This is a genomic window from Kitasatospora brasiliensis (genome assembly GCF_032654805.1).
Taxonomy (GTDB): domain Bacteria; phylum Actinomycetota; class Actinomycetes; order Streptomycetales; family Streptomycetaceae; genus Kitasatospora; species Kitasatospora brasiliensis.
In genome coordinates this window covers 39461-63482 of the sequence record NZ_JAUOOW010000011.1, presented here as the reverse complement: position 1 = coordinate 63482, position 24022 = coordinate 39461, and the positions used below count along the sequence as shown (strand labels likewise).

The window sequence follows — 24022 nt, the reverse complement described above, 5'->3', positions numbered from 1 at the left end:
ACACGGACCACGAGCCCTCCTGGCAACCTCGCGGTTGTTCAGCCGCGAAGGCCCGTACCCCCGGCAGAGGGTCCTGCAACGTCCGCCCCCGTGTCACGGGTGTCTCAGGACCCGCGCGGCAGGGTCCGCGCGAAGATGTCCCATGTGCCGTTGGTGTCACCGGGGAGCGTGCCCCGGCCCCGGCCCCGGCCTTGGTAGCGGTCGCGGGCCTCGCCACCGTCCTGGGCGCGCGGCCGCTCTCGCCCTGGACGCGACACGCCACGCCACGCCACTCGGTGAGTCGGGCGGAGGAGGAGCGATTCACCCGCCGGGGGGAGCCGGTCCCTCCCCGCGGTGGAGGCGGCGACCGGTGGTGGGCTGGGAAGTTGGAGGCAGCCGGGAAACAGCCCGACTCCTTCTCCCCACCGAGGATTGACCATGCGAAAGCTCACCACCGCCCTCGCGCTCACCACCGCGGCCGTGGCCCTCGCGGCTGGGACGGCCGGCACCGCCGTGGCCGCGCCCATGCCGGCCCAGCACCTCACGCTGGACAGCTGGACCCTGCTCAACGAGCACGGCCCGGGCCCCAACCCGGGCGAGCGGCTCACCGCGTGGGTCAGCGCTCGTACGGTCGGCGGCCACGCCGGGGGGCACGCCGTGGTGCAGCACGTGTTCGAGAAGACCGGCACCATCCGGGCCGAGTTCGACGTCGACTGCCTGACCGTCGACGGGACCGGCACGATCACCGTGACCGGGCCCATCGCGCAGATCGTGGTCACCCCGCTCGGGGGCGAGCCGCACCTCTTCGAGGAAGGCCGGCACCCCGAGGCAGGCCTCACCTTCTACCCGGCCGACGAGCAGCACCAGCGTCGGGTCGGCTGGAACCGGACCGACCCCCAGAGGCACTCCGAAGTCGTCAAGTGCGGCGCGGTTCCGGCCGGCTTCTGGGTCATCGACGGCGGGACCTTCCTGCGCCGCTAGGAGCGCGTCTCTGTGACCGGCAACCCGCCTGTGTCTCGTGCCGCGGTGCAGGTCGACGTCTTCCGTGCGCAGGGCTCAGAGTTTGCCGGCGACCCAGCGCAGCTGCTTCGCCCAGGACGTGCCGGTTGGCGGTTCGCGGGCGCGCTCGACGAGGGCGTCCAGCACCTCGACCGAGGGCGCTGCTGTCGTCGGGGCGTCTGCCATGAGGTCACCCTAGTGTCGGGGCGGGGCGGCGGGCTCTTGCCGGTAGAGGGGGCTCGGAACGCCTCGCCGCCCTTCGGTGGCCGGCGAGGGGGCGCGCCAGGGCGTTCGTTGGTTCTCGCGGCGGCACCCGACGATGACTTCCCGGAATCCGGGAGCATCCCGGTCGCTTCTGATAGACTGTCAGCAAAATCGGCATTGGGTCAGCATTGGTCCTGTCAGACGCTGTCGCGGATGGTCGAACCGTGTCATGCGTCGAGTGCGGAAGCGAGTGCCGACAGGGGCGCTTCGAGGTGAGCGCAGGTGCACTTCGGGGCGGGGGTGTGATGTCGGCACCAGCAGCGGCTCGAAGTCCCCGTTGCGGTCTCGTGGCACCGCCACCGTCATCGCGCCCACGTCGGTCAGCACCGGCCGTCTTCGGTGAGGTCCCGTTGCGGCTGTTGTCCGAGCCCCGGCCGGCCACGTCGTGCTTCTCGTAGCCCAGGTGCTCGGTCATCTCCGCCTCCAGGGCACGCTCCAGCACGGCCCTGGTGACCTGGGTCGGCAGCCCGCCCTCGCCCAGCAGGGCAGCCCCGGAGGCATCGGCGCGGTCCATCAGCCGCTCGACGACGTCGTTCACCAACTCGGCCCCGACCGGATCGACGGCCGGGTTCTCGCTGTCAGTAGTCATGTCCGTCCGTTCCGGCCGACCAAGACCCGGGCCCGAGCCTCGGCCAGCCTGTCACGTCACGGACCTACACGATCCTTCGGACACCCCCCGCCGGACTTCTGCGGCACCGCGAGGGCCTCGACCACCTTGGCGTCGTGGCTGCGAAGCGCGGTTATCTGCAGTTGGACGAGCTGCGGTTGTGTTGGATGGGACGCTGTTGCGCTGTCGCTGGTTCAGCGTTCGGTTTCGAGGGCGTCGAGTCCGGGGGCGCCGACTTCGATGAGTTGGTCGATGATGTCGAGGCATCGGGTGCGTTGGTCGTGGGTGCCTTGGCGGTAGAGCCGCAGGACGACGGGGACCATGTGGTAGCCGGCCGCGCCGTGGCGGGTTCGAATGTCGCTCATCGATGTTCCGAGTGTGGCGGTGACTGTTTCGCAGGCGTCGATTGCCTTAGAGGGGAGTGGGCCGGGGTGGTGGTGGAGTCCTGTGAGGAGTTGGCCGTAGTGGTCTGTGAAGGCTGGGCTTGAGGTGAATGCCTGGATCAGGTTGTCGGCCTGGCCCGGCAGGAGGTGGTCGATGTCGCGGAGGGCATGAGATGCCTTTTCGCGTACGGCGCTGTCTGCGTCGTTGAAGAGCACAGGCAGCACCGTGTGGCTGTCTGTAAGGTTGCCCGAGAGTACTTCGGCTGCGCCTTGCCTGGCATGCGGGGAGAGCTCTTGGACGCTGGTGGGAACGTTGCCGAGTTGTGCGCCGCTAAGGGTGGCGACGGCCCATACCCGGCCGGCGCCGGTCGCTGATTCGTCGGTTGCCTGAAGCGCCCGGGCCAACGTCGGGGCGAATCGGGCCGGGTCCTTGTACAGGGCAGCGATCAGCAGGCGCTGCGCCGTGGTGGCGCTGTAGATGGCTTCATTGGCCGCCGCGAAGAGCTGGTCCGCCGCATTCAGGGCCCGAGGTATGTCGCGGGTCATTAGGGCGCGGACCGCGTCTGCTGCACAGCTGCGGACGGCGATGCTGGGGTCGTTGGCCAGTTGCTCTGTGAGGGTAGCCAGCGTTGGCAGGTGGTGGTCGCTGTGGAACAGGAGCGCCGCGACCGCGAGGGCGGTCTGGCCCCGGTTGGAGTTGAGCCCTGCTGTCAGCAGTCGGTCGGGTATGTTCGAGTACGCGTCCGAGTGTGGTGCTGAGAGATGGGCGTCCAGATCGCCCGCGCAGCGTTCTAGAACGCTGACGACCTCCGATCCGCAGAGCTCTGGAGCGGTCTCGACGACGCGGCAGATGGCTCGGGTGACGTCCTCGCCTGCGATGGAGCGAGCGTGGACGCACAGTTGTGTCCACTGCGTGAGGTCCAGGCGAGGGCCCGCGCTCCGGACGATCGCCTCGATGTAGCACGCCGGCAACGAAGCGTCGAGAGTCAGCGCGAGACGTGTGAACCGCTCAGGTTCCTGTTGTGCCTGCTCTGCGAGGACCTGAGCCAGTTCGCTTGCCCCGCCCGTCATCCAACGGCGTTGAGTCTCGGGTGATGAGTGCGTGGCAAGAGCGAACCGCCACTGCTGATCGGTCATGAGCCGAGCGTTGGTTGCAGGGATAGGTGAGCCGATGGATTTTGCTCTCATCTCCTCGGGAGGCTGAGGAGACCACCACGGGAACTTGCGCTGCCATTCAGCGAGCCGACGCGAGACGGCAGAATCCCTTCTCGCCTCGGCCACTGCTGAGAGAAGCTCGTACTGCGCGAGCCCCCATTCTCTTCTTCCTTCGACGCTACGCTCCCAGCTGGAGTAGTAGCCCAGAAGGGTTGAAACCAGGTCTGCGAGTGCTTCAGCGCCGCAGCTGACTGTTGCCGTGGCGATGAGTTCGCGTGATGCCCAGCGCGCAGTGCTCAGGTAACCGAGCCGGAAATTCTTCTCATCGGTCAGCAGCCAGGCGATGGCCTCGTCGCTGTTGCCGAGCGCGGTGTGCAGTCGGCAGGCGAGGAAGCGGAGCTCCAGAGCGGGCGTGTGCAAGGTCGTCAGCTGCTTGAGAAAAGCGCGTGCGCTCGCCGGATCGGAGTCCGCGAGGGATCGCAGGGCTGCGTCCAGGGCCTGGAACAAGGCGGTGTCCACGCTATGGCTGCCGGGGAAGCGGAAGGACCACCGCCCTCCCGATGCGTAGGTCCCGCTTCGTTGGCCGACGCCTGTGGTCGCGACGGCGATGACGAAGTCCAGGACTTGCTCGGCGAAGACCTGGGGAGCCTCGTGTGCGGTGGTGGTAAGGACGAACTCGGCACCCTGCGAGTTGGTGGGTAGGTGTCCAACATCGAATGGGTCGCCAGCGCCATCTGCCTCCGCCAGGTGGAGGTGGCGCTGGAAGTAGGCGCCGATCAATCGTGCGGTGGCTTCAGGGGCGGTGCTGGCCAGGGGGTAGAGAAGGGACCAGAAGTCGCTGTTCACCGCGACGGTTGGCTGGACCTCGTCTAGGAGACCCCGAGCGATGGCCTCTACCGCGAAGTCGGCCAACTCGGGGGTGAGTGACCAGTGGACCAGAGACGCGAGGTACCGGTCCCACTCAGGGGAGACGCCGAGATAGGGGCGCAGCAACTCCACGGCGCGCTGGGGTCGCTGCCGTGCCGCGGCGAGAAGAACCGGTTGGATGAGGCTGCGCCGAGGTTCTGCCCTGAGCCAGCCTTCCCAGCGGCCGTCCTGGTCAGAAGCATCGAACCACTGAGGCGCTGACAAGAACCACCGGACTCTGTTCGCCATGGGTGTTGAGTCCCAGGCGAGCAACTCCAATACTTCCCAGTCTTCTTCCCGGGCGTCCATCTGCTGCAGGACTGTGAGAACGACATCCCGCAGGTGGGAGCGTACGTATTGTGAGGTCAGGAGTTGGACGACCACGCGATGGAAGTGCTGGCGGTCGTCAACGAGCAGGTATTCGAGGAGCTGCCGTGTCTGAGCTCTCCGGAAGAGGTGCTGCCCGGACTCGGCGAGGAAGCCGTGGATGTCGCCGCCGGAGGCCACGAAGGCCCTTGCGAAGAGGAAGTCGAAGTAGGTCTCGTGGAAAAACCCGATCCGGTCAAGTCCTGAACGGACCAGGACGCCGGCCGATTCCAGGGCCCCCACATGAGACTGGGCATAATTCTCCACAGACCCGGTGGGAGCGGTGAGCGTTTCGTTCTGGCTCATCCAGCCCACGAGGGAGCCGGTGATACCTTTCCAAACACCAGGGCCGAGCTGCTCCTCGATCGAAGAACGTTGCTCTTCGGTGTAGCGCACGTACAGCTCCTGCAAGCTGCGATATGGCGCGGTCCTTGCGGCCTGGGACAGCCTGCTGAAGACCGAAAAGTGGAGTGGTGTTCTCAGCAGTTCAAGCGTGACCGTCCCCAACTGCCCTGCGGTGATCCCGGCCATTGCCAGGGTGTCCTGTACTGCTGCCTCACTCAGCTCATGCAGGGGAAAGCGCTCTACTCGTCTCCGTTGAGCGACGAGACCAGACAGCCGGGGGTCCTGGTCGATGTCGATGGTGCGGGCTGCCAGGAGCACCTTCACGTTCGGGGCCGTGGACAGTTCGCTGAGCATCTCGTCGACGGCCTCGTATGCGTCGGGCATGCGGCCGCTGTAGGTACTCACGGCGTCCAACTGGTCCACCACCAGGACGGCCGGCCTGCCATCGGAGACGCTCGTGAGCATCTGGGCGGGGGAGAGCATCGGGCCGACATGCTGTGCGCCCAATGCCGCAGCAGTCTGCGTCTCTGCTCTGACACTGTCCATCGACAGTGCGACAGCGATCCACCCGCGGCTGGTCAGCTCCGAGAGGATGTCTGCGACCACGGCGGACTTGCCCAGGCCCGCTCCGCCCTCACACACCACGACCTGGGGGCTCTCCGGGTCCAAGAGCCGGGCCAGGAGGTTCTCGGTATCAGGTCGTGAAGCCATGCCGAATACAGGCTGTGTGCTCTGGGCTCGCCGGACGAACCGTTCTACCGTCCTCCTTAGCGCATCGAGTGCTCCCGCAGGATCTATGCCTGGAGCCAGAGAGATTGTTGGGGAACCGTCGCCAAGCGAGATGCTCAGGGCACCGCCTACGCCGCTGATCTGGTAGAGGTCCCCGCCTACTGTTGTGTTGCTGACCTGCTGCGATGCCGGTTGAACGGCGGGCTGTCCAGTAAATCTGAGTCGCGCCGCCAACCGGCGGAGCTGTGCGATCACGGCTCCTGCTCGATGTGTACGTCACCGCCGGTGTCCGATACCTGTTCCACATGGCCGCCGACGAAGCTCCCGCCCACAGCCTGCCCGCTTTCTGGAGCTCCTGCTGCCGTCGGCGAGAGGGACGGTGAGGACGGGGCGGAAGGTGCTCCCCGGCGTTGGATGCGCACGCTGCCTTGAGTGCCGGATATCTGTGTGATACCTCCACCCACTGACGCGTTCTGCACTGACTGGCCAGGCGTCGTCTCTCGGGTGTAGCCGAGCCACCCCATGACGAAGCCGGCGATGCTGAGGAGCAACCCGAGCACACTGGCCAGCTTGTCTGCCTTATCCAGGCCGACCGCGGCAAAGTAGCACACCAGGCCTACGGCGATCGCGACCCCGGCGCCGATTCCGATCCACTTCTGAGTACGTCCAGACACTTGGACATCATCTCGCGCTTGGCCCCCGTGATGTGGATCGGGGGTCTGTAAAAAGAACGGCTCTGTCCCGTAATCGATGGTAGCGAAGTGTGACGGCGGTCGTTGGCGTGATGTGCGTGATGTCAACGAGCCTGTGAGTGTGGTGTTTTCGGGGCTGTCTGCCCTCGTCATCGAGGGGGTGACGGACGAGGGAGAGGTCATCCGGGTGTCGGCGCGGACGCGCGACGATCCGGTGCCGTGCCCGGTGTGCGAGCGCCTGGTGGGCCCGGTGCTCGGCTGCCCGCGGCAGACGTTCCGCGAGCAGGTTCCCGGCGTCGTGGAGCGCTATTAGCGCCGCACCCGGCGCCTGGCCGACCAGCTCGGTGCGGTGGTCAAGGAGTTAGCGGGCCGGTCGGGCGCCCGCCTCTCCCACGCGCTGACGTGAGCGATCTCCCGTTCGAGGGCCCTGCGCCTGCTCATACGCCAGGCTCTGCCGCCGCTGCGGGTGCCGCGCGTGGTCGGCATCGACGACTTCGCCCTTAAGCGCCGGAACCGCTGTGCGACCGTGATCATCAACGCCGAGACCGGCGAGCGGATCGATGTCCTTCCCGGCCGCCCCGCCCCGGCCTTGGCGGCGTGGCTGCGAGAGCACCCCGGGATCGAGTACATCTGCCGGGACGGCTCCGGCCCCTACGGCGAGGCCATTCGCGAGGCCCTGCCCGAAGCGGTGCAGGTCAGCGACAGATGGACCTCCGGGCCAACCTGTGCGACCGGGTCCTGGCCGAGGTCCGCTCCCACGCCGCCTGCGGGGCCGTCGCCGTGAACCCTGTCCGGCCCGGGGGCGTGCGAGAGCGGACCACCCGCGAACGCTGGAAGCGAGGGCACGACCTGCTCGACCAGGGCATCGGCCTGCTCGAATGCGCCCGCCGCCTCGACGTCGCGCTGAACACCACCAAGCGGTACTCCCGCATGAAGGAGCCCGCCGGCGATCGCCGCGCTCCACGCTACAAACCCACATTCGTCGACCCCTACCGCGACCACCCGCGCGCCCGCCGGGCGGAGGAACCGGCCGTCCCGGTCCTCCAACTCTTCTGGGAAGTTAAGGAGTTGGGATACGCCGGGAGCCTCAACCTGTTCTACCGCTACATCACCCAGAGCCGCGCGGAGGGCGACAAGCCCGTCACCACTCCGCAACACTTCACCCGTCTCCTGCTCTCCAGCCCCGAGAACCCGCGCGACAAGGACACCGCACTCCTGCAGGAACTCACCCAGACCTGCCCCGAGATGGCCGAACTCGCCAGCCGAGCCAGCTTCCCTCTGCTCCGCCACCGCGTCCTCCTCCAACAATCAGTACACGGCGCTACCACCGATTACGAGAGAGAGCCGTTCATTGGACACACCCTGCGGCTGGGGTCGAAGGCCGGACTGCGTGGCTCGATATCCGGTACCAATCGCTGCACGGCGGTCTGGCCGGGTATGGACATGGGGGCAGGGGAGGAACGCGTTCACCAGATGGTGCCGCCGGCGCCGGTGAGCAGGCAGACGACGATGATCTTCGCGAGGGCGCTGAGGTTGACCATCCGTTCATCGGGCTGCCCTGTCGGGCTGGTCGGAGGGGGACGTCGGAATCACCGAGCCGGTCCACGCGGCATTGACGTTCTCCGGGGTCACGGCCGGACGGCGGGAGGCGACGAAGAAGGCGATCGAGGCCGCCACGAGCACGAGGAAGAGGACCACCACCCCCGCCGCGCCGCCGATACCGTCCGCGATCCAGAACGCCACCGCGCCGAGCAGTGCGGAGGACGGCAGCGTGACGAGCCAGGCGGCCACCATCCGGCGGGCGATCCGCCACCGCACCTCGGCACCGCTTCTCCCGACGCCCGAACCCACGATCGACCCGGTGGCCACGTGCGTGGTGGACAGCGGGTAGCCGAAGTCGGTGGAGCAGAGGATCACGGCGGCCGTGGCGGACTCGCTCGCCATCCCCTGCCTCGGCTCGATCTCGGTCAGCCCCTTGCCCAGCGTCCGGATCACCCGCCAGCCGCCGACGTAGGAGCCCAGGCCGATCGCCAGCGCGCAGGAGACGATCACCCAGTTCGGCGCCTTCGCCCCGGTCGGCAGCGCGCCGTCGGCGATCAGGCCCAGCGTGATGACCCCCATGGTCTTCTGCGCGTCGTTGGTGCCGTGGGCGAGCGACACCATCGAGGCCGAACCGATCTGGCCGAGCCGGAAACCGCGCCCATGCGCGCCCTCAGGCACGCGACGGGTGATCCGGTAGACCAGGACCGTGCCGAGGGCGGCCACGCCGCCGGCGACGAACGGCGACAGTACGGCGGGAACGATCACCTTGGAGACCAGCTCCTGCCACGTGACGACCGAAGGTCCGGCAGCCGCGGTCGTCGCCCCGATCACCCCGCCGACCAGCGCGTGCGACGAACTGGAAGGGATTCCGAGCAACCAGGTGGCCAGATTCCACAGAATGCTGCCGGTCAGACCGGCGCACACCACGGTCAGAGTGACCGCGTGGGCGGCGACCAGGCCACTGGCGATGGTCGCCGCCACGGCGGTCGACAGGAACGCGCCGGCCAGGTTCAGCACCGCCGAGAGGCCGACCGCGACGCGCGGCGGGAGAGCCCCGGTGGCGATCGAGGTCGCCATCGCGTTGCCGGTGTCGTGGAAGCCGTTGGTGAAATCGAAGCCCAGCGCCGTCGTGACCATCAACGCCAGGACCGCGTCGTTGCCGGTCACGGACCAGAACGTAGCCCGCGCACCAGGTGCCCCCGGCACAGCGAGGTCCCGGCGCGCCGCACGCCCGAGAGCCGCCATCCGGTCGGATCAGCGATGGCTCCGCTGTGCCCCTGGGGCCGGGTGCCGGTGCAACCGCCTACTTCAGTACCTTGAGCAGCTCCTGCCCCAGGACGCCGGAGGAGGCCGGGTTCTGCCCGGTGTACAGGTTGCGGTCGACCACCGTGTACGGCTTCCACATCTCGCCGCGCTCGAACCGCACCCCGAGCTCCTTCAGTTCGTCCTCCAGCAGCCAGCGGGCCTTGGAGGCCAGCCCGACGGCGTGCTCCTCGTCGTTGGTGAAGCCGGTGACCCGGTAGCCGGCGAAGGGGGAGACCCCGCGCACCCTGGTGGCCAGCATCGCGGCGGGGGCGTGGCAGACCACCGCCAGCGGCTTGCCGGAGGCGAGGGCCGCGGTCAGCAGCCGGCCGGCGTCGGCGTCGATCCACAGGTCCTCCATCGGGCCGTGTCCGCCGGGGAAGTAGACGGCGTCGTAGTCCTCCATGCGGGCGTCGGACAGTTGGATCGGGTGCCGGAGTTCCTCCGCCGAACGGATGACGGCCTCCAGCCCGAGGGCGTTCTGCGCACCGCCCGCCATCTCGGGACGCAGACTCATCATGTCGACAGTGGGGATCACGCCGCCCGGAGTGGCCACCACGACCCGGTGGCCGGCCTCCGTGAGGGTCTTGTACGGGGCCGCGAACTCCTCGGCCCAGTAGCCGGTGGCGTGCCGGGTGCCGTCCTTGAGGGTCCAGTACGGGGATCCGGTCAGCACAAAGAGCAGTTGCGCCATGGTGATCACTCCAGAGTCCGGGTTCGCGGCCCGCGTCCGAACTGCGGTGCCGCCACTTCCTTGCCACGATCCTGCACCGGAACGTCACTCGCACTCGGCCGGAAGCGGCGAGCCTGCTCCGGCCACGGCGTCCTCCCACGTGACGTCGGCCAGGACGTACCGGGCGGTGCCGCCGGCGGCCTCGACCAGGCGCACGGTCTCCTTCAGGGTCTCCGGGTGCGGCCGGCGACGGTCACGATCGCGCCTTCCGCGGCGAACGCCAGGGCGGCGGCCCTGCCGATCCCGCTGCCCCCGCCCGTGATCAGTACGCTCTTGCCCGCGAGTTGCTGTGTCATGCTCCTGCTTCCCTTCCTTGCGTGCCGGTGAGGTGGTTGGGGGCTCAGCCCTGGAGGGAGGCCGTGGAGCGGACGACGACTTCGTTGACGTCGACGTCGTCGGGTTGGTCGACCGCGTAGCCGATGGCGTCCGCGATGGCCGTGGCGTCGAGCCCGACACCGTCGAGCGCGTCGCGAATGGCGTCCTGGTACCGGTCCGTGCCTCCGGAGTGAGTCAGCTCGGTGCGGGTGAGGCCAGGGCAGACGACGGTGACGGACGACGACGCGGGCCTGAGGGGCACGCGCCCGGATCGCGGCGTACAGCGTGCGCAGACGGCCGGGAGGTTCGGCGCGGGCGGTGTCCTCCGCCGTGGCGGTCGCCGCGAGGCAGGCGCTGTCCGTGCCGAACAGGCACGACAGGGCTCTTCCACGGGTTCTGGGCATGGCTGACCTTGCAGGCATCGATCGGGCGGGAACGTCGGGGCGGCGTGGCTCAGGCGGGCCGTGTCCCGGTGGTACGGGGCTCCAGGTCGCGGGCGCAGCGGAAGCCCGCGTGGCCGCTGGTGCTGTCGGGAGTGTTGGCGGTGCGGGCGGCGACGCGGTAGCGGTTGCAGTAGGACGCGTGGCACATGTGGGAGCCGCCGCGGATGACCTTGGCGGTGCCGCTGTCGGGGCCCTTCGGGTCGGTGAGCCCGGCGCCGGTCGGGTGGTCGGTGGTCCACCAGTCGGCGCACCACTCCCACACGTTGCCGGAGGTGTTGTACAGGCCGTATCCGTTGGGTGCGAAGGCGTTGACGGGCGCGGTGCCGCGGTGGCCGTCGGCGGCCGTGTTCCTCGACGGGAAGGTGCCGCGCCAGATGTTGCACCGGTATTCGCCGTCGGGGTTCAGTTCGTCGCCCCACGGATAGCGCGCCTGTTCCAGGCCGCCGCGAGCCGCGTACTCCCACTCGGCCTCGGTCGGCAGCCGCTTTCCGGCCCAGGAAGCGTAGGCGGCGGCGTCGTTCCAGGACACGTGGACCACCGGGTGGTCGCCCCGGTCGTCGAGGGTGCTGCCGGGGCCTTCGGGGTGGTTCCAGGCGGCTCCGGCGACGCCGCACCACCAGGGCGTGCGTTCCGGACGGCGAGCGCCGCGTCTGAGGGCGGCGGGCAGGAACCCGGCGAACACGTACGACCAGCCGAAGCGTTCGGCGTCCGTAAGGTGTCCGGTGTCGGCGACGAAGGCTGCGAAGGCGTCGTTGGTCACCGCGCACGCGTCGACCAGGAACGGCTTCAGGCGCACCGCCCGCACCGGGCCCTCGCCGTCCGCCGGGAAGCCCTCCGTGTCGCGGGTCCCCATCAGGAACTCCCCGCCGGGCAGCGCTACCATCCCCTCCGTGCCGGCGTCCCGCCGGGGCGGCGGCGTGGAGAGCGACAGCAGCGGACCGCGGGAGACACCGGTTCCCGGCGGCGCGCAGCAGGCGGGGAGCCGGTCGGCCGGCCGAGTCATGACGTCACCCGCTCGCGCTGCCGGTCCAGCTCCCGCCGCATGCGCTCGACGTCCCGCCCATAGGTGCGGTGCAGCAGGGTCAGGAAGGCGCCGTTGACCAGCATGAGGACGACGAGCACCGCGAGGAAGACCGGGCGCAGCCCGATCGAGTCGCCGAGGAAGCCCGCGCCGAGACCGAAGGCGGCCCAGGCCACCGACTCGAAGACGGCCACGTAGAGGGTGAAGGCCGCGGCCCGCAGGCCGGGCGGCACCACGGCCATGACCATGGGCCGGTTGATCCCGGGATTGACGCCCTGCGCGAGGCCCATGAGTCCGAAGAGCAGCGCGTACGGGCCGATGCCGCCGTAGGCGAACTGGGTGCCGAAGTAGGCGAGGACGGCGAAGGCTATCTGGGCGGCCTGGAGTACGGCGGGCAGTCCGTGCGCGGGGCTGCGTCGGTTCGCCCGGTCGCCGACGAAGCCGCCCAGTAGGTTGCCGGCGAAGAAGCCGATGCCGAGGGGCAGCAGCACGATCGAGGCGCTCTGGGTGGTGAAGCCGTACACGTCGACGAGGTAGACCACGCCGAAGGAGAAGACGAGCAGGTGCCCCGACAGCAGCCGGGAGACGAGCAGCACCAGCAGGCTCGGGATCCGGAGCAGGGCCACGATCTGCGGCCAGGCCACCCGGGACGCGCTCTCGCGCGCGGCCGTGGTCAGGTCGGCGAGCTCGGGCTCGGCGGCGCCCCGGCCCGGGTCGCGCAGCCATCGCCACAGCACGAGCCCGTACACGACGCTGAACGCGCCGATCGCCCACAGCCCCCAGCGCCAGCCGTCGTGCACGCCGGCCAGCTGCCCCTTCAGCGCGGCCAGCAGAGAGGCGGCGAGAGCGACCGCTCCGTACAGCAGGCCCACTGCCCGGCCCCGGCTCCGGTCTTCGAAGAAGTCGCCGATGAGCTCGGTGACGACCGGGGCGGCACCGGCGTAGCCCGCGGCCAGGATCGTGGACAGGACCAGGAGCTGGGTGAAGTCCTGCGCGAAGCCCAGGGCCACGCCCCAGACGCCCCACAGGCCGGAGCAGATCACGAGGACGCCCTTGCGGGACCAGCGCTGGGCGGCCCACACCCACAGCGGGGTGGTGACGACGCCGATCAGTTTGCCCGCCGCCGTCAGGATGCCGAGGGCGCCGAGGGAGAGGCCGAGGGCCTGGCGGATGACGGGGAACAGGCCGACGATCAGACCGGCCTCAGTGTTGTCGACGAGCATGGCGCCGCTGAGCAGGTTGAGTTGTCGCCAGCGGCCGGGTGCGGCCGTGGGAGGAGCGGTCTTGCCGGTTCTCGCGGGCTGCTCGATAAGCTCGGGCATGACGCCGCCCTTTCGTCGCGTGGTCTCTTCGCGGGGGCTGTACGGGGGGAGGGGAGGTGGGGCCGGTGACGGGGCGGCCACCCCGGCACCGGCCGTTCAGGGACGTGTCAGAGCGTGGCGAGCTCTTCCGCGACCGCCCGCAGGGCGGCGGCGGGGATCTGCCCGCCACTGATGCCGGCCACGTCGATCAGCGACGTGCCGGCCAGGAACTGCAGGAACTCGGAGTCGAGGAATCCGGGCAGGTGCCGGCGGATCACTTCGACGGCGACCGGGTCCGCGATGAGCGCCTTGACCGGCGTACGCAGGGAGAGCCGTCCCGCCGGGTAGTCCTCGGGGCGCGGCAGCGGCCGGGCGAACTCCTCGGCCCGTTCCCGCTGCGCCCCGACCAGCAGGTGCTTGTCGGTGACCGGTCCGTCCTGGGGCAGCCCGAGGCGTTCGTACTGGCTCGGGGGCGCCTCGTTCGCGCGCAGCTGCTCGACGAGCAGCCTCGCCATACGCAGCTCGACGGCGTCGTCGACGATCGGGGTCAGCTGTTCGGGATCCGTCTCCAGGTCGAACAGGAGGGTGCCCTGGAAGTACGGGTTGATGAAGGTACGGCCGCGGGTGCGCAGGGTGGGCACGCCCTTGGTGAAGCCGAACGGCGCGGCGAGCTCGGCGTCCGCGAGCTCGGCGGGGGTGAACCGGCCGCGCATGTGGGTGGGCATGAGGGTGTGTTCGTACAGTGGCGCGTTGTCCGCGGAGACGGGGGCCCGCATGTATACGTACCGTCCGTCGGTGACGTTGACGTGCCCGCCGTGCGCGCCGAACAGGCCCGCCTCGCGTGCGGGGCTGTCGTCGGCGACGGGCAGCGGTGAGCCCTGCATGTCGGCTGGGCGCTCGACGCCGAACCAGTCGAGCAGGGTCGGGGCGATGTCGATCGTCTGCACCAGGGAGCCGCGCCGTTCGCCGGCGGTGGCGGGATGGCGCGGATCCCAGACGAAGAGCGGCAGGTGGACGAGCTCGTTGAACCAGGGCTGGACAAACTTGGCCCACCAGCCCTTCTCGCCGAGCAGGAAGCCGTGGTCGGTGTTGACGATCAGCAGGGTGTCGTCCCACAAGCCGTGCTCGTCCATGGCGTCGAGGAGCCGGCCGAGGGAGCGGTCGCACATGGACAGCAGTGCGGCGTACTCGAAGCGGGCGTGCGCCACCTGGTCGTCGGACTCGGTCACGCGCTTGTAGTCCGGCCAGTCGAAGTGCGGGCCGTCGTACTCGTGCGGATAGAGGTCCTTGTAGCGCTGGTGGGTGAAGAACGGCTCGTGCGGGTCGAAGGTCTCGATCTGCACGAACCAGCGGTCGGCGTCCTTGTTGGTACGGATGAACTCCAGGCCCGCGTCGAAGGTCAGCGTCTGCGGGTGACGGTCCTCCGTCGCCATGTACTGCCGGTTGACCCAGTCTTGGCGCCACCCCTCGCCGCGCATCCCCTTCGGGGACTCGGGTATGTCGGGGTCGGCGACGTGTCCCTTCCAGGGGTCGCCCTCCTGCCCGCGCGAGAACTCCCAGGTGTTGTAGCGGCCGTGGTAGGTCGAGCCGCCGTCCTCCCAGTAGTGCGGGTGATCGCTGGCGAGATGGGTGTAGATCCCGTTCTGCTTGAGGATTTCGGGGGTGGAGTCGTCGAACGGCTCCAGGGGACCCCAGCTGCGGTGCAGGAAGTTGTACCGGCCGGTGTGCAGTTCCCGGCGGGCCGGCATGCACGGGAGTGATCCGGCGTAGGCGTTGTCGAAGGTGACCGAACGCTCCGCGAGGCGGGCGAAGTTCGGGGCGTGCGTCCAGTCCGCCCCGTACGGCGGCAGCATGTGCCGGTTGAGGCTGTCGAACATGACCATGATGGCCTTCATGCGCGGGAATTCCCTCTCTCGGTACGGCGTGCTTCCAGGCGTGCTTCGAGGCGGCGCAGCATCCGCTCCAGCCAGGCCACCCAGGTGTCGATCGCGGACGCTCCGTACGCGTGGAGCTCGTCGAAGACGTCCTGGGCGAAGGCCCGGTCCAGCTCGGGCACCGGGTCCTCGAAGCGCAGGGTGCGGTCCCGGTCCCGGTTGCGGGCGATGTGCTGCCGTCGGAAATCGAGCTCGGTGCGTACCAGCCGGATCGCGGCCTCCGTGTCCAGTGGCGCCGCGAAGGCGAACCGGGTCAGGAAGTCGGGGTCCTGGAAGCGGCTGGTCGGCTCGTACGGGGACCGCACCCATGCCAGCAGGGCTTCGCGACCGACGGCGGTGAGCCGGTACACCTTCGCGTCCGGCCGGCCTTCGCGCGGATCGACCTCGTACGCCACCCATCCGTCGGCGACCATCCGCCCCAACAGCCGGTAGATCTGGCTGTGATGGGCCCGTGAGCGCAGGAACTGCCCTTCCGTCTCCATCCACTTGCCCAGGTCGAACCCGCTGAGCGGCCGCCCGGCGAGCAGCGCGAGCAGCACGTACTCGAAGCGCTTCACCCCGCCGTCACCTCCTATGTGCACTCACACCTATGTGAGGAATGTTGTTGCGGGTGAGGGGCTCGGTCAACGAATCGGATGGGCGCTTATCAAGGTTGTATGACGGCGTTAACAATGCTTCGTGATGCCTGCCCAGTCAGAGCCCGGGCCCGGCACGGCTTTCGTCCCCCAACGCGCGGACGACCTCGGCGGGGAGTCCGCCGCGGCCCGGTGCCGGCGGCTCGGCCTCCGCGCGTGCGCACCGTACGGCGACTCCGTCCGCCCGGCCCCGGGAAGGTGCTCCGGCCCGGGTTCGACGCCGGTTGCCGGGCGGATCCGTGCGCCGGTGGATCAGGTCCGTTCCGGTCAGTGGCCTCGCCCCACCGGCAGGAGGTAGGCGTCCTGGACAGTACGGTCACCGTCATCGACAAGGGCGCGGTACGCGCCCACAGCTACACGGCCCGGACGACAGCCTGGACGTGCCCCGGACGACAGCCTGGACGTGTCCCGGACGACAGCCTGGACGTCACCACGCAGCGGCGCTGATCCACCACTTCAAGCTGGTGACGGAGGGCTTCCGCGTCCCGGTCGGCCAGGCGTACGCGGCGGTCGAGTCTGCCAGGGGTGAACTGGATGACGGGCCACGGAATCGGCGCTGCACGGCAGCGGGGCGGTGCGTAAGTTTGGCACCGGTCCGGGCGGTGGTCGGTTCGCGTGTGTCGGACACGCACGGGAGACGACGGCAAGGTCTCGCACCTGGTGCAGGCGGAGTCGGGGGCCCGGCACGCCTTGTCGCAGGAATGGGAGATCGTCGGCTCGTTCGAGGACCTGGACGTGTCGGCGCAGGTGGCGCCGTGGAAGCGTCCGGACCTGGGGCCGTGGCTCACCGGCCGGCAGGGCGAGCGGGGCGGCTGGGGTTCGCTGACTTCAGGTCTGTGTGGAGCACTGCCTTGCGGAATTCCGGCAGATATGACCTCGGGTCTGCTGTGTGCTGACGTCCGAATCCTTCCCTGCTGGGCAATGGTGTTGGGCTCCTTGCTCCGAACTCTCTAAGCGCCTCGACGGCAGGTGACGTGCGTCGGGTGGTCGTAGGCTGACTGCTCCGGACGGCTGTGTCGATACAGCTCGGAATTACGCCAATTGGATTGTGTTGGCCTGAATCCCGGTCATTGGAAATCACCCGAACGCCGCCATCTAAATGACAAGCATATGAGGCGGGGGGTTCTAGCATTCGTGCGAACCGTCATCGGTTTTTTCATACAAATCGAGGCGGACTCTTCATCGCGTCGATCGGGGCAGTTCCGGAGGTAGAGACATGGGCAAGGCGGCTGTGGACCGCGGCGGTGGCAAGGCGTCGGGCGGCCGGTTGTGGAAGTGGCGGAGGTGGTGGGACCCCGGCCGCTCGGCCGGGTGCCCGCCGAGACCGCCGACCTGGCTGCACCGCTGGCGGGTCGCCGTGCTGGCCGTGCTGGTGGCGTGCCTTTCCGTACCGGCCGGCGTCGCGCACGCGCAAACGCTGCTCACGATCGCTCTCGCACCGGTGACGACCCCGATCAACTCCGGCGACGTGGTGATCTACACGCTCAACGTGCAGTGCTCCAACCCGACCGGCTGCGGCACGATCACGGCCACGATCCCGGCGCCGGCCGGCTGGACCAGCGCCGCCGGCACGCCCAGCGCGTCGCTGAGCCCCGCCCAGATCGCGGCCGGGATCACGCAGTCGGCCGATGCGGCGGGCACGGTCACATTCACGTGGCCGAACGCGACCGCCGGCAATTCGCAGCAGATCCAGCTCAACTGGCCGACCCTCAACTACCTCACGGCGCCCGGACCGCAGACGGTCACCGCGACCGCCAGCGACACCGCCGGCGACACCGCCGAGCCCTCGACCGCCACCGTCCAACTCGACGCCGTGCCCAACCCGGAGCTCTACAAGAGCGGTCCCAGCATCGCGCCCGCCGGCGGCACGGTCTCCTACCTGATCTTCGCGCGCAACATTCAGACCAACCCGACGACGGCGCAGGGCGGGCTCGCCCTGGAGAACGTGGTCATCACCGATGTGCTGCCACCTGGAGCCACGTTCGTGAGCTGCAGCGACGGCTGCACCTACGACGCCGGCACGCACACCGCGACCTGGCCCGCCATCCCGCAGATGGCCGGCGACCAGGCCGGGCGCACCATCACGTACACGCTCCCGGCCACGGCGCAGCCGGACGAGACCTTCACGGACACGGCGAGGCTGGAGGCCACGCCCTTCGGCTCTACCACGCCGATCCCTCCGCTCACCGCCACGGCGGTCACGACGATCCCCAGCGGTCCGCCGGTGGTCGAGGCGTACACGTACAAGGGCACCGACTACAGCGCGGCGGCCGTCAACGGGCCCGCCAACTGGTATATCAACGTGGGCAATCGCGGCAACGTCGACGCGCAGCTCGTCATGCACGACGACCTGCCGGCCGGGTTCAACACGACATCCATCGCCTCGTTCCAGAACAACAGCACGGGGTCCCCGCCACCCAGCGGCACGACGATCCTGGTGACCTACAGCGACTCGTCGCAGCAGACATTCACCTGGCCCGGCTCGCGGCTCGACATCACCAAGCCCGGTGTGCGGGTCACCAGCATCACCATCACCATCCCGGACGTCTCGCCGTCGACGACCTACGGCATCATCATCAACGGCACGATCGACTCGTCCGTGGCACCCGGGTCGACGATCACGAACTGCCAGAGCACGACCGTCTCGGCGCCTGGCGCGGCCGACAGCACCGCCACGGACTGCGCGTCGCTGAGCATCAAGGCGTACCTCACCAGCGGGTACCTCAGGAAGGACCTGGTCGGCCCCACCCCGGCCGCGCCGGGAGCGACGCAGACCTGGGGCCTGGACATCGGCTGGGACCCGAGCCTGGCCACCACGGACCTCCAGCCCGAGATCATCGATCTGATCCCGCCCCAACTGACCTACGTGCCGGGATCCTTCACCCTCGCCGCCGGCCAGGCTGCCGGGTGCCCGGTCGCATCGGACTTCACCATCACACTGGTACCGAACTACCTCAACGGCCGCACCGCGCTGATCGCGACCACCGGTCCCTCCGGCGCCACCGTTCCGTTGAGTGACAGTTGCAAGTACGGGTTCCAGACGACCGTCAATGCGTACACGCCGGCCGGCACGTACGGAGGTACTGCCGGCGGCGCGGATCCGACGGACCCCACCTACCCCGTCCAGCCGACCTACCAGGGCAACGTCGCGTACCTGTTCGACGCACGCGGCTACATGCTCGCCGGCAGCTTCGGAAAGGTCGCGGACCGCGCCGATGTGAACAAGAACGGTGACACCCAGGAAGGTGTCTCGGCGACCACCGCCGACTTCGCCGTGGCCCGGTCGGCGGCATTGGGCGTCGTCAAGGAGGTGAAGGGCGACCAGGACACCGATTTCCTCGGCTCCGCCGAACAGAACCCCACCCAGGTGGGAACCTCCACCGTGGGCGGCACGGTCACCTACCGCGTGTCCCTCAGCGACGAGGGCAACGAGCCCATGACCAACTTCGTCGCCTACGACCTGCTCCCGTATCCCAACAACACCGGTGTGACGACGCCCCGGTACGCCGACCACAGCGACGTCAACCAATGGGTGCCGACACTGACCGGCCCGATCAACACCGGCTCTGATCCGGTGACTGTCTACTACTCCACCAACCCCGACCCCTGCCGCCCCGAGATGGACTCCACCACCGGCGCGCCGTTCTACTGCGGCGGCAACTTCAACGCCCACTCCGACTGGACCACGGCGGCCGGGGTGACCAACTGGGCGGCGGTGCGGGCGGTCCGCTTCGACTACGGCAGCACGATCGTCGCGCCCGGCACGACCTTCACCTACACGTGGACCATGAACGTCCCCACCACCACTGCCGACGGCACCGCGTTCGTCGGCGGCGAGCGGACCTGGAACAAGATCGCCGCCCAGGCCGCCAGCGACGTCTCGGGCGTGCTGAACCCCCTCCTCCCCACCGAGGCACCGTGGGTCGTCGACCAGGTCATCCCCGGCGCCGCACCGCCCAGTCTCGCCATCACCAAGCAGGCCGACACCCCTGGCCCGTTCCACCTCGGTGACACGGTGAACTACACGTACACCGTCACCAACACCGGCGGAACCCAGATCAACAACCTCACCGTCACGGACGACAAGGTCACCGGCATCACCTGCGCCACCACCACCCTCGCCCCCCACGGCAGCCCCGGAGACAGCACCCAGTGCCACGGCTCGTACGTGATCACGGCCGCTGACGTGACGGCCGGGCATGTGACCAACACCGCGCACGCGGACGGCACCGATCCGGCGGGCAATCCGGTGCAGAGCCCGCCGGCCGACGTGACGGTTCCGGTCATCGGCGTGGCCGCGCTGGCGATCGAGAAGGTCGCCGACAGCGCGGGTCCGTTCCACCTCGGTGACACCGTCCCCTACACCTACACCGTCACCAACACCGGCACCGCCGCCATCAACAACATCACCGTGACCGACGACCACGTCACCTCGGTGACGTGTGGCGCGACCTCTCTGGCTCCGGGCGCGAGCACGCTCTGCCACGGCAGCTACGTCATCACGGCGGCTGACGTTGCGGCTGGTCACGTGACGAACACGGCTCACGCGAACGGCACTGACCCGCAGGGTCAGCCGGTGCAGAGCCCGCCTGCCGACGTCACCGTCCCGGTTGTCGGTGAGGCCATGCTGGCGATCGAGAAGGTCGCCGACAGCGCGGGTCCGTTCCACCTCGGTGACACCGTCGCCTACACCTACACCGTCACCAACACCGGCACCGCCGCCGTCAACAACCTCACCGTGACCGACGACCACGTCACGTCGGTGACCTGCGCTGCCACGTCTCTGGCCCCTGGCGCGAGCACCCTCTGCCACGGTTCCTACGTGGTCACCGCTGCTGACGTTGCGGCTGGTCACGTGACCAACACGGCTCACGCGAACGGCACTGACCCGCAGGGCCAGCCGGTGCAGAGCCCGCCCGCCGACGTCACCGTCCCGGTTGTCGGCGAGGCCATGCTGGCGATCGAGAAGGTCGCCGACAGCGCGGGCCCGTTCCACCTCGGTGACACCGTCGCCTACACCTACACCGTCACCAACACCGGTACCGCCGCCGTCAACAACCTCACCGTGACGGACGACCACGTCACGTCGGTGACCTGCGCTGCCACGTCTCTGGCCCCTGGCGCGAGCACCCTCTGCCACGGTTCCTACGTGGTCACCGCTGCTGACGTTGCGGCTGGTCACGTGACCAACACGGCTCACGCGAACGGCACTGACCCGCAGGGTCAGCCGGTGCAGAGCCCGCCGGCCGAGGTCACCGTGCCGGTCGTGGGCGAGGCCATGCTGGCGATCGAGAAGGTCGCCGACAGCGCGGGCCCGTTCCACCTCGGTGACACGGTCGCCTACACCTACACCGTCACCAACACCGGTACTGCCGCTGTCAACAACCTCACCGTGACCGACGACCACGTCACCTCGGTGACCTGCGGCGCGACCTCGCTCAACCCTGGTGCGAGCACCCTCTGCCACGGCAGCTACGTCATCACGGCGGCTGACGTTGCGGCTGGTCACGTGACCAACACGGCTCACGCGAACGGCACTGACTCGCAGGGTCAGCCGGTGCAGAGCCCGCCGGCCGATGTCACCGTTCCCACCGTGGGCGAGGCCATGCTGTCGATCGAGAAGGTCGCCGACAGCGCGGGTCCGTTCCACCTCGGTGACACGGTCGCCTACACCTACACCGTCACCAACACCGGTACTGCCGCTGTCAACAACATCACCGTGACCGACGACCACGTCACCTCGGTGACGTGTGGCGCGACCTCTCTGGCTCCGGGCGCGAGCACGCTCTGCCACGGCAGCTACGTCATCACGGCGGCTGACGTTGCGGCTGGTCACGTGACGAACACGGCTCACGCGAACGGCACTGACCCGCAGGGTCAGCCGGTGCAGAGCCCGCCTGCCGACGTCACCGTCCCGGTTGTCGGTGAGGCCATGCTGGCGATCGAGAAGGTCGCCGACAGCGCGGGTCCGTTCCACCTCGGTGACACCGTCGCCTACACCTACACCGTCACCAACACCGGCACCGCCGCCGTCAACAACCTCACCGTGACCGACGACCACGTCACCTCGGTGACCTGCGGCGCGACCTCGCTCAACCCTGGTGCGAGCACCCTCTGCCACGGTTCCTACGTGGTCACCGCTGCTGATGTCACGGCCGGGCACGTGACGAACACGGCTCACGCCAACGGCACCGACCCCGAGGGCCGTCCGGTGCAGAGCCCGCCGGACGAGGTCACCGTTCCCACCGTGGGCGAGGCCATGCTGTCGATCGAGAAGGTCGCCGACAGCGCGGGTCCGTTCCACCTCGGTGACACCGTCGCCTACACCTACACCGTCACCAACACCGGTACTGCCGCTGTCAACAACATCACCGTGACCGACAACCGCGTCACCTCGGTGACATGTGCTGCCACGTCTCTGGCCCCCGGCCAGAGCACGACGTGCCACGGCAGCTACGTCATCACCGCGGCTGACGTTGCGGCTGGTCACGTGACCAACACCGCTCACGCCAACGGCACCGACCCCGAGGGCCGTCCGGTCCAGAGCCCGCCGGACGAGGTCACCGTGCCGGTCGTGGGCGAGGCCATGCTGTCGATCGAGAAGGTCGCCGACAGCGCGGGTCCGTTCCACCTCGGTGACACCGTGTCGTACACCTACACGGTCACCAACACGGGCACCGTGGCCATCAACAACCTCACCGTGACCGACAACCGCGTCACCTCGGTGACCTGTGCTGCCACGTCTCTGGCCCCCGGCCAGAGCACGACGTGCCACGGCAGCTACGTCATCACCGCGGCTGACGTCGCAGCCGGGCACGTGACCAACACCGCTCACGCCAACGGCACCGACCCCGAGGGCCGTCCGGTGCAGAGCCCGCCGGACGAGGTCACCGTTCCCACCGTGGGCGAGGCCATGCTGGCGATCGAGAAGGTCGCCGACAGCGCGGGTCCGTTCCACCTCGGTGACACCGTGTCGTACACCTACACGGTCACCAACACGGGCACCGTGGCCATCAACAACCTCACCGTGACCGACAACCGCGTCACCTCGGTGACCTGTGCTGCCACGTCTCTGGCCCCCGGCCAGAGCACGCTCTGCCACGGCAGCTACGTCATCACCGCTGCTGACGTCGCAGCCGGGCACGTGACCAACACCGCTCACGCCAACGGCACCGACCCCGAGGGCCGTCCGGTCCAGAGCCCGCCGGACGAGGTCACCGTTCCGGTGGCCGGTGAAGCGCGGCTGTCGATCGAGAAGCGGGCCGACAGTGCCGGCCCGTTCCACCTCGGTGACACCGTGGCTTACACCTACACCGTCACCAACACCGGTACAGCCGCTGTCAACAACGTGTCGGTGACCGACAACCGCGTCACCTCGGTGACCTGTGCTGCCACGTCTCTGGCCCCCGGCCAGAGCACGACGTGCCACGGCAGCTACGTCATCACCGCGGCTGACGTCACGGCCGGCCACGTGACCAACACCGCTCACGCCAACGGCACCGACCCCGAGGGCCGTCCGGTGCAGAGCCCGCCGGACGAGGTCACCGTTCCGGTGGCCGGTGAAGCGCGGCTGTCGATCGTGAAGCGGGCTGACAGTGCCGGCCCGTTCAACCTGGGTGACACGGTGACGTACACCTACACCGTCACCAACACGGGCACCGTGGCCATCAACAACGTGTCGGTGACGGACGACCACGTCGCTTCGGTGACCTGTGCTGCCACGTCTCTGGCCCCCGGCCAGAGCACGCTCTGCCACGGCAGTTACGTCATCACGGAGGCCGACGTCGCGGCCGGGCACGTGACCAACACGGCTCACGCCAACGGCACCGACCCCGACGGTCGGCCGGTGCACAGCCCGCCGACCTCGGTGACGGTGGAGCTGTGCCCGGGCGAGTCGCCGCTGTCGATCACGAAGCAGGCCGACGTACAGGGCGACGCCCATCCGGGCGACACGGTGACGTACACCTACACGGTGACGAACACCGGGCAGACGGTCCTGACGGATGTGGCTGTCCACGACGACCGGGTGGCGCCGGTGACCTGCGACACCACGACCCTCGAACCCGGTCAGAGCACGACGTGCCACGGCACGTACGTGGTGACGGAGGAGGACGCGAAGGCCGGACACGTGACCAACACCGCGAAGGCGACGGCCCGGGACCCGCAGGGCCAGCTGGTCGTCAGCCCGCCGGTCGACCTGTGCATCACGGTGTCGGAGTGCCCGCCGGAGGAGGGCCACCCCTGGTTCATGTAGCACCACCCGGAGCATCACCGCTCAGTCGGTGAGAACGCGGACCGCCCCCGGGGCCTTCAGGCCTCGGGGGCGATCCGTTCGTTCGGGGGGCTTGGGAACGACCGCAGGCTCGGACCG

Annotated in this window: 14 protein-coding genes and 3 pseudogenes; 5 read left to right on the top strand and 12 right to left on the bottom strand. The window is 69.0% G+C overall.

Going from position 1 to position 24022, the window contains the following annotated elements; genetic code table 11:
• Positions 1 to 417: 417 nt before the first annotated feature.
• A complete protein-coding gene (locus QWJ13_RS33285; protein WP_316529344.1) occupies positions 418 to 960 on the top strand; it encodes a hypothetical protein in 543 nt (180 codons plus the stop codon).
• 75 nt (positions 961 to 1035) lie between these two features.
• Here QWJ13_RS33285 and QWJ13_RS33280 read toward each other — a convergent pair whose 3' ends face one another.
• From QWJ13_RS33280 to QWJ13_RS33265, 4 genes and pseudogenes are all read right to left on the bottom strand, one after another.
• Complete coding sequence (locus tag QWJ13_RS33280) at positions 1036 to 1164, bottom strand: hypothetical protein (protein ID WP_316529341.1); 129 nt, start codon at positions 1162 to 1164, stop codon at positions 1036 to 1038.
• Positions 1165 to 1491: 327 nt separating this feature from the next.
• Positions 1492 to 1831, bottom strand: a pseudogene (locus QWJ13_RS33275) (transposase); the annotation flags it as partial.
• 212 nt (positions 1832 to 2043) lie between these two features.
• On the bottom strand, positions 2044 to 5988 hold the full coding sequence (locus tag QWJ13_RS33270; protein ID WP_316529339.1) for a hypothetical protein: 3945 nt from the start codon (positions 5986 to 5988) through the stop codon (positions 2044 to 2046).
• On the bottom strand, positions 5985 to 6407 hold the full coding sequence (locus QWJ13_RS33265) for a hypothetical protein (RefSeq protein ID WP_316529337.1): 423 nt from the start codon (positions 6405 to 6407) through the stop codon (positions 5985 to 5987). The genes QWJ13_RS33270 and QWJ13_RS33265 overlap by 4 nt, the downstream gene beginning before the upstream one ends.
• 112 nt (positions 6408 to 6519) lie before the next feature.
• Between QWJ13_RS33265 and QWJ13_RS33260 the strand changes: the two are divergent.
• Positions 6520 to 7685, top strand: a pseudogene (locus tag QWJ13_RS33260) (transposase); the annotation flags it as partial.
• 285 nt (positions 7686 to 7970) lie between these two features.
• Here QWJ13_RS33260 and QWJ13_RS33255 read toward each other — a convergent pair.
• From QWJ13_RS33255 to QWJ13_RS33220, 8 genes are all read right to left on the bottom strand, one after another.
• Positions 7971 to 9134, bottom strand: coding sequence for an inorganic phosphate transporter (locus QWJ13_RS33255; RefSeq protein WP_432277654.1), 1164 nt, complete (start codon positions 9132 to 9134; stop codon positions 7971 to 7973).
• A gap of 136 nt (positions 9135 to 9270) precedes the next feature.
• Positions 9271 to 9963, bottom strand: a complete 693-nt coding sequence (locus tag QWJ13_RS33250) for a type 1 glutamine amidotransferase domain-containing protein (RefSeq protein ID WP_316529335.1) — start codon at positions 9961 to 9963, stop codon at positions 9271 to 9273.
• Between the two features lie 203 nt (positions 9964 to 10166).
• Positions 10167 to 10298 carry an SDR family NAD(P)-dependent oxidoreductase gene (locus QWJ13_RS33245; protein WP_316529334.1) on the bottom strand — a complete coding sequence of 44 codons (132 nt, stop codon included), beginning with the start codon at positions 10296 to 10298 and terminating at the stop codon, positions 10167 to 10169.
• 44 nt (positions 10299 to 10342) lie between these two features.
• A complete protein-coding gene (locus QWJ13_RS33240; RefSeq protein ID WP_316529333.1) occupies positions 10343 to 10579 on the bottom strand; it encodes an SDR family oxidoreductase in 237 nt (78 codons plus the stop codon).
• A gap of 191 nt (positions 10580 to 10770) precedes the next feature.
• Positions 10771 to 11763 carry a formylglycine-generating enzyme family protein gene (locus QWJ13_RS33235; protein WP_432277653.1) on the bottom strand — a complete coding sequence of 331 codons (993 nt, stop codon included), beginning with the start codon at positions 11761 to 11763 and terminating at the stop codon, positions 10771 to 10773.
• Positions 11760 to 13103 (bottom strand): MFS transporter, encoded by a 1344-nt coding sequence (locus QWJ13_RS33230; protein ID WP_316529332.1) that lies wholly within the window; start codon positions 13101 to 13103, stop codon positions 11760 to 11762. Before QWJ13_RS33230 ends, QWJ13_RS33235 begins: the two co-directional genes overlap by 4 nt.
• A 107-nt stretch (positions 13104 to 13210) precedes the next feature.
• Positions 13211 to 14977, bottom strand: coding sequence for a sulfatase (locus QWJ13_RS33225; RefSeq protein WP_316529331.1), 1767 nt, complete (start codon positions 14975 to 14977; stop codon positions 13211 to 13213).
• Positions 14974 to 15573 (bottom strand): PadR family transcriptional regulator, encoded by a 600-nt coding sequence (locus tag QWJ13_RS33220; protein ID WP_316529329.1) that lies wholly within the window; start codon positions 15571 to 15573, stop codon positions 14974 to 14976. The genes QWJ13_RS33225 and QWJ13_RS33220 overlap by 4 nt, the downstream gene beginning before the upstream one ends.
• Positions 15574 to 15921: 348 nt before the next feature.
• On the opposite strand from QWJ13_RS33220, the gene QWJ13_RS33215 reads away from it, so the two are divergent.
• The 3 genes and pseudogenes from QWJ13_RS33215 (at position 15922) to QWJ13_RS33205 (ending at position 23905) form a co-directional block, all read left to right on the top strand.
• The gene (locus QWJ13_RS33215) at positions 15922 to 16098 is read left to right on the top strand and encodes a hypothetical protein (RefSeq protein WP_316529489.1); all 177 of its coding nucleotides are present in this window, start codon (positions 15922 to 15924) and stop codon (positions 16096 to 16098) included.
• Positions 16092 to 16184: pseudogene (locus QWJ13_RS33210) on the top strand (NADH-quinone oxidoreductase subunit D-related protein); the annotation flags it as partial. The gene QWJ13_RS33215 and the pseudogene QWJ13_RS33210, both read left to right, overlap by 7 nt.
• Before the next feature lie 683 nt (positions 16185 to 16867).
• Positions 16868 to 23905, top strand: a complete 7038-nt coding sequence (locus QWJ13_RS33205) for a DUF7507 domain-containing protein (RefSeq protein ID WP_316529327.1) — start codon at positions 16868 to 16870, stop codon at positions 23903 to 23905.
• The last annotated feature ends 117 nt before the right edge of the window (positions 23906 to 24022 follow it).

Bases quoted from the DNA above. Each gene is read 5' to 3' on its own strand.
- QWJ13_RS33245 (WP_316529334.1), bottom strand. From the start codon at position 10,298: ATGACACAGCAACTCGCGGGCAAGAGCGTACTGATCACGGGCGGGGGC.
- QWJ13_RS33280 (WP_316529341.1), bottom strand. From the start codon at position 1,164: ATGGCAGACGCCCCGACGACAGCAGCGCCCTCGGTCGAGGTGCTGGAC.
- QWJ13_RS33235 (WP_432277653.1), bottom strand. From the start codon at position 11,763: ATGACTCGGCCGGCCGACCGGCTCCCCGCCTGCTGCGCGCCGCCGGGA.
- QWJ13_RS33205 (WP_316529327.1), top strand. From the start codon at position 16,868: ATGGGCAAGGCGGCTGTGGACCGCGGCGGTGGCAAGGCGTCGGGCGGC.
- QWJ13_RS33285 (WP_316529344.1), top strand. From the start codon at position 418: ATGCGAAAGCTCACCACCGCCCTCGCGCTCACCACCGCGGCCGTGGCC.
- QWJ13_RS33230 (WP_316529332.1), bottom strand. From the start codon at position 13,103: ATGCCCGAGCTTATCGAGCAGCCCGCGAGAACCGGCAAGACCGCTCCT.
- QWJ13_RS33225 (WP_316529331.1), bottom strand. From the start codon at position 14,977: ATGAAGGCCATCATGGTCATGTTCGACAGCCTCAACCGGCACATGCTG.
- QWJ13_RS33250 (WP_316529335.1), bottom strand. From the start codon at position 9,963: ATGGCGCAACTGCTCTTTGTGCTGACCGGATCCCCGTACTGGACCCTC.